This is a genomic window from Pusillimonas sp. (assembly GCF_035515275.1).
GTDB lineage: Bacteria > Pseudomonadota > Gammaproteobacteria > Burkholderiales > Burkholderiaceae_B > Pusillimonas.
Genome location: NZ_DATJBQ010000120.1, coordinates 1 through 9,411, shown reverse-complemented (window position 1 = coordinate 9,411; position 9,411 = coordinate 1). Strand labels below are relative to the sequence as shown.

Here is a 9,411-nt window from a genome sequence, read left to right as displayed (position 1 = left end):
GCTTCAGACAGATCATGCGTAACCATCAGCATGGTGGCCTGGGTAAGACGCCATGTCTGCAGCAGGTACTGCTGCATCATGCGTCGGGTCTGGATATCCAGAGCCGAGAGCGGCTCGTCAAGTAGCATCAGCCTGGGCTTCAGAGCCGTACTGCGCGCCAGGGCGACGCGCTGGCGCATACCGCCCGACAACTGGGAAGGCAGGCGGTCATGCAAGGAGCCCAGCCCTACCTGCTCAAGCAGGTCACGCGCACGGCTGCGGGCATCGGCCTTACGAACGCCCTGGTTTTCGAGGGCGAAGCTGATGTTGTCTTGCGCCGTCATCCATGGAAACAGGTTGTTGTGCTGGAAAATGAAGGCGCTATGCTCGGCCGGATCGGAAAGCGCTTGGCCATCATGTAGCACTTGGCCGCTGTCGGGTTGGTCAAGGCCGGCGGCTAGGTTAAGCAAGGTTGTTTTGCCGCAGCCGCTGCGCCCAAGCAATACGGTCAGGCTGCCAGACTGGATGGTGAGCTGGTCGGCGTGGATACGCGCTGTGGGGCCAAACACCCTGCGCACATTACGAAACTCAAGCTGCACACCGTGTTTGCGGTAATGGTCGTGCGCGCTCATCGCTGCCACCACACTATCCAACGGCCGCATGTTAGCAACAGGCGGTCCACGGCAAAGCCGATGATGCCAATGGTAATAATGCCGAGCATCACCATCTTCATGTTGAACATCTGCTGTGCCACGATGATTACGTGCCCCAGCCCGGAATTGATGCCAGCCATTTCGCCGGCCAGCACAGCCATCCAGGCTCCAAAGAAACTGATTCTTACCGCGGTTACCGCGCTGGGGGCAATGGCGGGTAAAAGCACACGCAGCCACAGCCGCGGGCGCGGCGTACCAAGGTTGCCGGCAATGCGCAGGTACTCTATCGGCACGTTGCGCAAGGCTGCCACCAGGGCCAGGGTCATGGACCCTACCACCGTAATGAACACGATGAACATCGCAGCTTGCCCGCCGATGCCTATTACCGCGATAGTGAACGGTATCCAGGCCACCGGTGCGATGGGCGCCAGCGACTGCACCAGCGGCATGATCAAACGCGACAGGCGGCGTGTTTCCAGCACCATTACTGCCAGTACAAAAGCCGTGACAATGCCTGCCAGCATGCCGATCGCAACGCGCAGCATGGTGGCCCCGATGGACCCAGCCAGGCTGACGCGCTGCACGCCGAAACCAATCGATGTCTGGCCGGAAAGTAAGTAGGGAATGGTCTCGCTGGGTGGCGGCAAAACACGCGGATTGAGCCAGCCCTGCCAAGCACCTATTTCCCACACAGCAACAATCAGGGCCCAGGCTAGAGCAAACCAGACCAGCTCCTTTGCCAGCAGGAGCAGGCGGTCAGGCCGCTTGAGCCGGCTTTTGCGAAGCGTAGCCTGCGCAGTGGGCTGGGCGTAAGCCTGGCTCCCAGTGTCGGAAGCCACGAGGCTTGAGCTTTGGCTTGAAGTCATGGTTTTTACAAAACGGTTTCTTTAACGGGTTGATGGCGCAGATCAAGCAAGGCATCTACGTTGTCTTCCCTCAGATAACCAAGCTCGATCAGGTAACGCACGCCTTGGTGCAGTCCGGCAATACCTGCGGCGCTGATCACCGGGTTCGGAAACTGGCGCTTCAGCGCAACGCGGAGAATCTCGCGCGGTGCGCCATAAATCGGCTGCAGGTCGTCAAGCGCGGCCTCTAAATCCTGGTTGAAGGAATTGGCTGATTGCTGCAACACCTTAAGGTAGGCTGCCAGCGCTTCGGCGCGACGGTTGCTGGTTGTCTCCTTGGTGGTGACTACGCAGTCGGCCGCCTCGGGACCCCATACAGAGTTGGAGTCGGTCAGATACACAGCGCCTGTTTCGCGCACCACGCTTTCAGCGTAAGGCTGGGCAAGAGTACAAACGTCCACACGAGCGTTGGCGATAGCTTCTCCCATGCCCACCATGCTGTTGAAGAAGGTCATGTCGTAGTCGTTGTAAGACTTGCCGTTCTTTGAAAGCGTGCCATAGCCGACCAGCTCCAGCGTGTCCAGGCGCAGTGTACCGATGCGCAAGCCCTTGCCGGCTTCTGCGATCAATTCGTCGACGCTGCTGACCGAACCGTTGCGGGCCACCAGCTCGATGCCGGACTGACCCGAGCCACCTATAACGCGCAAGTGGCGCGCACCTTCGGCATGAGCGGCTACGCTCATGGTCCATGGGCTGTGTATCAGTTCCAGATTATCGGCTTCCAATGCCTGCAAGGCCTCGCTAGGGCCATTGAACTGGGTAAGCTCTACATGCAGGCCGGCTTGCTTGAAAAGCCCCCGCGCTTTGGCCAGAAGCAGGTGTGACACGCAACCCGCAGGCATGTGCCCCACGCGGATCAGGTCGCCGCCGGCGGCGGCTTCTGCGCGAGTCGCAGCGCCAAGCAAGCCGAAACCAGCCAAGCCAACGGCAAGTGTGCCGCAACCGCAAGCGCACAAGAACTGGCGACGCGAAGCGCTTGGGGCGGAACCGGCAATGGTCGATGCCGAAGCAGTAGGAAGGAAACGACGAAGGCTTGGTAGGAAACGGGACATGAGGGCTCTCTTCACGAAGGTAGACCGATCGATCTACTACGAGAGCTATTCTATCGACTTCCGCTAGCGTCAAATAGACAGATTCGTTGAATGCTTATTCCTGGCGGGCCAGCAAGGTCAGCGCAACGCTCTGCGCCGTCAAGGCGGAATCGGGGCGGCGGGACACCATCGCCGACACAATTGAGCCGTCGATCAGCAGGCAAAGCTGATCTGCTACCACGTCAGGCTGCGGCAAGCCGGTCGCCTCGGCCAGCCGTAGTATGCGTTCGCGCACCGCCTTCAGGTGTGCATGGGCATGGGGCGCCACCCAGCCCAATCGCTTGTCGTGCTCGGCTACTGCATTGATAAAGATACAACCGTAAAAATCCGGGCCGCTGAACCAGTCGTGCAACAGGTTAAACAACCTGATCAATTGTGTCTTGGGGTCGGCAGACATGGCGGGCAGGTTAACGTCGAACCAGTCAAACCACATCTTGCCTTCACGTTCAAACACGGCCCGTAGCAGGTTGTCTTTTGAGCCGAAATGCTCGTACAACGTGCGCCGCGACACGTTCGACTCTTCAATAATGCTGGTTATGCCCGTGGCGTGAATGCCGCGACGACAAAAAAGCTCGCGCGCGGTATCAAGCAAACGTGCCTTTGCAGCACTTACAACGGGTGCATCATTAGGCAGGTTGGACTGCAAGGAATTCAATTGTTTTCACCTGGAACATAATCATGTAATGCACCGTTCAAAGTGTAGCGGCAGAATCGAACCAGCAGGTGAAGTAACCTATTTATCAGCGCGCATTTGTTTGTAGTGAATCGGCCAGGATTTGCTAGACACTTTTTAGCCTCATAGTACTCACTGAGGAGATGATTATGAGCACGGCCCGATTTACGGAAGAATTCAAACTCGAAGCGGTGAAGCAAATCACCCAACTCCAGCGTCCAGTAGCCGAAGTGGCCACTCGGTCGGGCTAGCGGCAGCAAGCGGTACCGCGTTCTACAAGCCCAGCTCTTCAATCAGAGTCTTGTGCTCGGCCGTTTCGCGCCGGATGATGTCGTCGAACTCTTGGGGAGATGTGGTCGTGGGCGTGAAGGACATTTCTTCAAGAGTCCGGCGTACCTGGACGTCTTTCATGATGTGAGCCACATCGGCCGCGATCTTGTTCGCGATGTCGTCCGGGGTGTCGGCCGGCGCAAGCAGTCCGACCCAGGTGGAGAACTCGTAACCCTCCAGGCCGGCCTCGTTGGTAGAAGGGGTTTGAGGCAGGCTGGGAAGCGGGTTAGCCGCCAGAATGGCCAGGGGCCTCAGAGCCCCCCCTTCGATAAGGGGAAGTGCCACGACTGCAGGGGGGAACATCAGCTGCGTTTGCCCGCTGGCTACCGCCATGGCCGCCGGGTTCACGCCCCGATAGGGGATCTGCACCATGCCGATGCCGGCCTTCCGGCTGAATATTTCGGTGGCCAAGTGCACAGAACTACCATGCCCGGAAGTGGCATAGTTCAGTTCGCCTGGCTTTGCTTTGGCGAGATGGATAAGTTCCGACACAGACTCGGCGTCGACCGAAGTGTGAACAACAATCAAGTGAGGCACCCAGGCAAACAGCGTGACGCCGCGCAAGTCGGTCAATGGATCGTACGGCCTGTCCTTGATGGTGTATGGCCCCATCGTGTGACTGCTGCTGGTGCCAACCAATAAGGTGTGGCCGTCCGGCTTGGCTCGGGCCACGTAGCCTTCACCTATTGTTCCCGTTGCTCCGGCACGGTTTTCGACCACGACTGGCTTGCCCCAGACCTGTTCCAATTTCTGGGCAATGAGCCGGGCGGGAATGTCGGAACTGCCGCCGGGTGGAAACGGTACAACCAACTTCACCGGACGGTTTGGGTACTCTTTCGCTATTGACGGACCGGTCACAAGACAAAGCACCGCGAGGGTGCCCATGAGCTGCAGTCGAAACCTTCTAAAAAAATGGAGGCGGAACCTGCTGAAGAATCGGAGCGTTGGGGTCATGTAGCAAATTTACACAAATAACGCACCCTGCGGCAAGGGCTCCCAAATTCCTGACGTTGATTCGTCAGTTTGAGCAAAGCCCGGCCAAGGCGCTGGCCGCTACGTTAAGATCGTGGCTCGAGCTCATTGTGCGAATGCGGTGCTTCTCTAAATCCAATGGGATTACCGAGGGCTTCCACACGAAGATGGAGATGCTCTCGCGCCGAGCGTATGGGTTCAGGAATTTTGAGATTTACCGCATGCGAGTCTTGGCTCAATGCGGTTGGAGCGGTGTGATCAACCGTGTCTGATGAATGCTCATCCCCCGATAATGGGGAAGAGCCGAATGCGTATCCCCCGATAATGGGGAAGAGCCGCCCGGCGCGAGCATTGGCCCAAACGCTCAGGGCATGGCTCGAGCCGATCGTGAGAATGTGGCGCTTTACCAAATCCAACGGCATTACAGAGGGCTTCCACAATAAAATGGAAATGCTCTCACGCCGTGCGTATGGGTTTAGGAACTTTGAAAATTACCGCATGCGGGTCTTGGCCCAGTGCGGTTGGAACGGTGTGATTAACCGTGTCTAGTGAATGCGTATCCCCCGATAATGGGGAAGAGCCTACCACTGCCTGGTCCCCCGTTAATGGGGAAGAGCCGCAGCCTTGCCTGAACCCCGCGCCGATTGGTGCTCCACAAACAAAAACGCCCGACCAAGAGCAGTCAGGCGAAATTGAGTGGTGGCCTGGGGCGGAATCGAACCACCGACACGCGGATTTTCAATCCGCTGCTCTACCGACTGAGCTACCAGGCCAACAAAGGCGAAATAATACACGATTTTCTAAGATCGTGCTTAAGCGCCATTAATCAGTTTATCCGGCCACGGCAATAACCGCCCTGGTTCGCGCGCCTCCTTCTCTCTGGTACGCCAGGGTTTTCCCGAATGTTTCCAGAGGGTTATAATCGTGATCAATTGGGCCAGTTATGTGCCGGCCAATCTATTAGCTATAGCCTATGTCCGTCGACGTCCTCACCTTCGGTTTGAACCACGTCTCCGCCCCGGTTTCGGTGCGCGAGCGCGTGTCCATGCCTGTCGACGTCCTGCGTCCCGCGCTCGAAGGGCTCAAGTCGGCCTTTGGTTCGGCGGTGCGCGAGGCCGCCATTTTGTCCACCTGTAACCGCACTGAAATCTACTGTGCGGCCGAGCTGCATGTGTCGGACAAGATTCCGGCGTGGCTGGCCGATTTCAACAGTGTCGAGTCGGGCAGTCTGCAGCCTCACCTGTATCGCTATCAGCAGAACGAAGCCGTGCGCCATGCCTTTCGCGTGGCCAGCGGGCTTGATTCCATGGTGTTGGGCGAGCCGCAAATTCTTGGCCAAATGAAAGACGCGGTGCGCGCGGCCAACGACGCCGGGGCGTTGGGCACCTTGCTGCATCAGCTGTTCCAGCGCACTTTTTCGGTCGCTAAAGAAGTTCGTTCGCAAACAGCCATTGGCGCCCATTCGGTGTCCATGGCGGCGGCGGCGGTGCGGCTGGCCGAGCGGGTGTTCGGCGACATGTCGCAAACCAATGTGCTGTTTGTCGGCGCCGGCGAAATGATCGAGCTCTGTGCCACGCACTTTGCAGCGCTTAATCCGCGCCACATGATGGTGGCCAATCGTACGCTCGAACGGGCCGATATTCTGGCCTCGCGCTTTACCGCCCAGACCATGAAGCTAACCGATCTTCCGGGGCGGCTGGCCGAGTTTGACGTTATCGTGTCCTGTACGGCAAGCTCCTTGCCCATCCTCGGCCTGGGGATGGTGGAAAGGGCTACGCGCTTGCGTCGTCACAAGCCCATGGTCATGATCGACCTTGCCGTACCGCGCGACGTCGAAACTGAAGTCGGCCGCCTGGCCGACGTGTATCTGTATACGGTCGACGACCTGGGCCGCATGGTGCAAACCGGCACCGATGCACGCCGCGCGGCGGTGGTGCAGGCCGAGGCCATTATTGAAACGCGGGTGCAAAACTTTATGCACTGGTTGCAAAACCGTCAGATCGTGCCCGCTATTGTCGATATTCATCAGGCGGCCGACCAGGTGCGCCTGGCCGAGCTTGAAAAAGCCCGGCGGTTGCTGGCCAAGGGCGAAGCGCCCGAGGCCGTGCTTGAGCAACTGGCTCACGCCCTTACTCAAAAGTACATGCACGGTCCGCTGGCGGCGCTCAACCGCAGCGAAGAGGCCGAGCGCGAGCAGTTGCTGGCCCTTTTGCCACGCTTGTTGCCGCGCGTCGAACGCCGCCGTTAGCGAAGCCGCCCTGGCTCCGTCTGCGCGTTCATCCCGTTAAATATCCATTTCCCCTCTCTTATGAAAAGTTCCATGCGCGGCCGGTTGGAGCAGCTTGCTCACCGGCTGATTGAAATTGATGCTCTGCTTGCCGAGCCGGAAATCGCCGGCAATATGGACAAGTTCCGCAAGTTGTCGCGCGAGCGCTCCGAGATTGATCCGGTGGTTCAGGCGTTTAACGAATATGTTCGCGCCGAAGCCGATGTGGAAGCCGCGCAGGGAATGATGTCCGATCCCGAAATGCGCGAGATGGCGGAGGAAGAGTACAAGCTGGGCAAAGAGCGCATCGAAACGCTCGAGGCCGAGCTGCAAGTGCTGTTGCTGCCGCGCGACCCCGACGACGGGCGCAACGTGTTCCTTGAAATCCGCGCCGGTACGGGCGGCGACGAAAGTGCGCTGTTTGCCGGCGACCTGCTGCGCATGTACAGCCGCTATGCCGAGAGCCTGGGTTGGCGTGTCGAGCTGATGTCGGTCAGCGAAGCCGAAGTGGGCGGCTACAAAGAGGTGATCGCTCGAATCGAGGGTGACGCCGTGTATGGCCGGCTCAAGTTCGAGTCGGGGGCGCATCGGGTGCAGCGCGTGCCCGAAACCGAGACGCAGGGGCGCATTCATACTTCGGCATGCACGGTGGCGGTGTTGCCCGAGGCCGATGCGGCAAGCGACATTGTCATCAACCCCTCCGAGCTGCGCATCGACACCTTTCGCGCCAGCGGCGCAGGCGGGCAGCACGTCAACAAGACCGACTCTGCGGTACGCATTACCCACCTGCCCACCGGCCTGGTGGTGGAATGCCAGGACGACCGTTCGCAGCACCGCAACAAAGACAAGGCCATGCAGGTGCTGGCCGCGCGCCTTAAAGACGCGCAGCAGCAAGAGCTGCATAGCAAAGAGGCGGCTCAGCGCAAGAGCCTGGTGGGGTCGGGCGACCGATCTGAGCGCATTCGCACCTATAACTATCCGCAGGGCCGGGTTACCGACCATCGCATCAACCTTACCTTGTACAAGTTGCAGGGCATTATGGAAGGCGACCTGGAAGAGTTGACCGGCGCCTTGCGTACCGAACATCAGGCCGAGCAATTGGCCGCCATGGGCGAAGCGTGACGCAGGCATTTTCCCGCCCGCTGCACGGCTGCATGGGCGTTCTAAGCCTGTTCCGGCTCGACGGGTTCTGACCATATGGCGACCGTGCGCAGTTTGCTTGGCGAGGGCGCGTTGCCCAGGCTGGAAACCCAAATGTTGCTGCAGCATGTGCTGGGCGTGCCGCGCTCGTGGCTGATCGCCCACGACACCGACGAGCTTGGTCAGGCCGTGGTGGCGCAATACCAAAAACTGGTGGCGCTACGCCTGGAAGGCCTTCCCATGGCTTATCTGGTGGGGCACCGCGAGTTCATGGGGCACTCGTTCATGGTTGAACCTGGCGTGCTTATTCCACGCCCCGAAACCGAGCTGCTGGTTGAAACGGCCGTAGCCGAGCTGAAGCGCCGAAACCTTGAAAACCCGCGGGTGCTGGATTTGGGCACGGGTAGCGGGGCCATTGCGATATCGATAGCGCTGGCCCGGCCCACCGCCACAGTGGTGGCAACCGACCTTAGCCAAACCGCTCTAGAGGTAGCCGACCGAAATGCGCAGGCGCTGGGCGCCAGGGTCGAGTTTTTGCAAGGCAACTGGTTCGATGCGCTAAACGACAGGCCCGCCTTTGATCTGATCGTGTCCAACCCGCCCTACATACATCGAGACGACCCCCACTTGCAGCAAGGCGACCTGCGCTTTGAGCCGGTGGGGGCACTGACCGACGACGCCGACGGGCTGGAAGCAATCAGGCTGATTATCGCCGGCGCCCGAGGCTGGCTTAATCCTGAAGGCGGATTATGGCTTGAGCATGGCTACGACCAGTCGGCCCAGGTGCGCGGCCTGCTGCTTGAGGCGGGCTTCAGCAACGTTAAAAGCCTTACAGATCTAGCGGGAATCGAGCGGATTTCCGGGGGCAACCTATAATATTAAGCATACTTTTCGGAGATACTGAACATCATGAGCGAAGTACAAGATTTCATTCGCGAAACCGTCACCACCCATCCTGTGGTTCTTTTCATGAAGGGTACGGCACAGTTTCCGCAATGCGGCTTTTCGGGCAAGGCCATTCAAATTCTGAAAGCCTCGGGCGTAACCAAGCTGGTTACTGTCAACGTGCTTGAAGACGAAGAAGTGCGCCAGGGCATTAAAGATTACGCTAACTGGCCCACCATTCCGCAGCTTTACGTTGCCGGCGAATTCCTGGGCGGTTCGGACATCATCGCCGAAATGCACGAAAGCGGTGAACTGCTTGAAGTGCTTAAAGAGGCCGGCGCACTGAATGACACTGAATGACTAAGCGGCATTGGCAGGGCGGTTGCCGCGCCTTCGAATGGCGGGCTTGCGCCAAAAGGCACGTGCCCGCAGCCAGGCCACACACGCCATGAGCAAGCGCCGCCTGGTCGTGGGCATTACCGGCGCCACGGGTGCGGTTTACGCCACGCGCATGTTG

The 9,411-nt window shown here is 59.1% G+C and carries 10 protein-coding genes, 1 tRNA gene and 2 pseudogenes; 7 read left to right on the top strand and 6 right to left on the bottom strand.

Annotation, left to right across the window (positions count from 1 at the left end; all coding sequences use genetic code 11):
* The 4 genes from VL003_RS08800 to VL003_RS08785 all read right to left on the bottom strand — a co-directional run.
* On the bottom strand, window positions 1-611 hold a 611-nt coding region (locus tag VL003_RS08800; RefSeq protein WP_325441605.1), incomplete at its 3' end, for an ABC transporter ATP-binding protein.
* Window positions 608-1,471: an ABC transporter permease gene (locus tag VL003_RS08795; protein WP_325441604.1), complete on the bottom strand. Its 864-nt coding sequence runs from the start codon at window positions 1,469-1,471 to the stop codon at window positions 608-610. The genes VL003_RS08800 and VL003_RS08795, both read right to left, overlap by 4 nt.
* Before the next feature lie 32 nt (window positions 1,472-1,503).
* The gene (locus tag VL003_RS08790) at window positions 1,504-2,589 is read right to left on the bottom strand and encodes an ABC transporter substrate-binding protein (RefSeq protein ID WP_325441602.1); all 1,086 of its coding nucleotides are present in this window, start codon (window positions 2,587-2,589) and stop codon (window positions 1,504-1,506) included.
* Between the two features lie 94 nt (window positions 2,590-2,683).
* Window positions 2,684-3,283 (bottom strand): TetR/AcrR family transcriptional regulator, encoded by a 600-nt coding sequence (locus VL003_RS08785; protein WP_325441600.1) that lies wholly within the window; start codon window positions 3,281-3,283, stop codon window positions 2,684-2,686.
* A 167-nt stretch (window positions 3,284-3,450) separates the two neighbouring features.
* Between VL003_RS08785 and VL003_RS08780 the strand changes: the two are divergent.
* Window positions 3,451-3,549 (top strand): annotated as a pseudogene (locus VL003_RS08780) (transposase); the annotation flags it as partial.
* Between the two features lie 25 nt (window positions 3,550-3,574).
* Here VL003_RS08780 and VL003_RS08775 read toward each other — a convergent pair.
* The gene (locus VL003_RS08775; RefSeq protein WP_325441598.1) at window positions 3,575-4,447 is read right to left on the bottom strand and encodes a Bug family tripartite tricarboxylate transporter substrate binding protein; all 873 of its coding nucleotides are present in this window, start codon (window positions 4,445-4,447) and stop codon (window positions 3,575-3,577) included.
* 128 nt (window positions 4,448-4,575) lie between these two features.
* Here VL003_RS08775 and VL003_RS13455 point away from each other — a divergent pair, with 128 nt between their 5' ends.
* Window positions 4,576-4,875 carry a transposase gene (locus VL003_RS13455; protein WP_414708272.1) on the top strand — a complete coding sequence of 100 codons (300 nt, stop codon included), beginning with the start codon at window positions 4,576-4,578 and terminating at the stop codon, window positions 4,873-4,875.
* 73 nt (window positions 4,876-4,948) lie between these two features.
* A pseudogene (locus VL003_RS08770) lies at window positions 4,949-5,152 on the top strand (transposase); the annotation flags it as partial.
* 148 nt (window positions 5,153-5,300) lie between these two features.
* Here VL003_RS08770 and VL003_RS08765 read toward each other — a convergent pair.
* Window positions 5,301-5,376 (bottom strand) — tRNA-Phe (locus VL003_RS08765).
* Window positions 5,377-5,576: 200 nt separating this feature from the next.
* Between VL003_RS08765 and hemA the strand changes: the two genes are divergently transcribed.
* The 4 genes from hemA (at window position 5,577) to grxD (ending at window position 9,254) form a co-directional block, all read left to right on the top strand.
* The gene (gene hemA, locus VL003_RS08760; RefSeq protein ID WP_325441597.1) at window positions 5,577-6,851 is read left to right on the top strand and encodes a glutamyl-tRNA reductase; all 1,275 of its coding nucleotides are present in this window, start codon (window positions 5,577-5,579) and stop codon (window positions 6,849-6,851) included.
* Between the two features lie 60 nt (window positions 6,852-6,911).
* Entirely contained in the window at window positions 6,912-7,991 is a 1,080-nt protein-coding gene (gene prfA / locus VL003_RS08755) for a peptide chain release factor 1 (protein WP_325441595.1), read from the top strand.
* A 75-nt stretch (window positions 7,992-8,066) separates the two neighbouring features.
* Window positions 8,067-8,885 carry a peptide chain release factor N(5)-glutamine methyltransferase gene (gene prmC, locus VL003_RS08750; RefSeq protein WP_325441594.1) on the top strand — a complete coding sequence of 273 codons (819 nt, stop codon included), beginning with the start codon at window positions 8,067-8,069 and terminating at the stop codon, window positions 8,883-8,885.
* Between the two features lie 33 nt (window positions 8,886-8,918).
* Complete coding sequence (gene grxD, locus VL003_RS08745; RefSeq protein WP_325441592.1) at window positions 8,919-9,254, top strand: Grx4 family monothiol glutaredoxin; 336 nt, start codon at window positions 8,919-8,921, stop codon at window positions 9,252-9,254.
* Window positions 9,255-9,411: the final 157 nt, after the last annotated feature.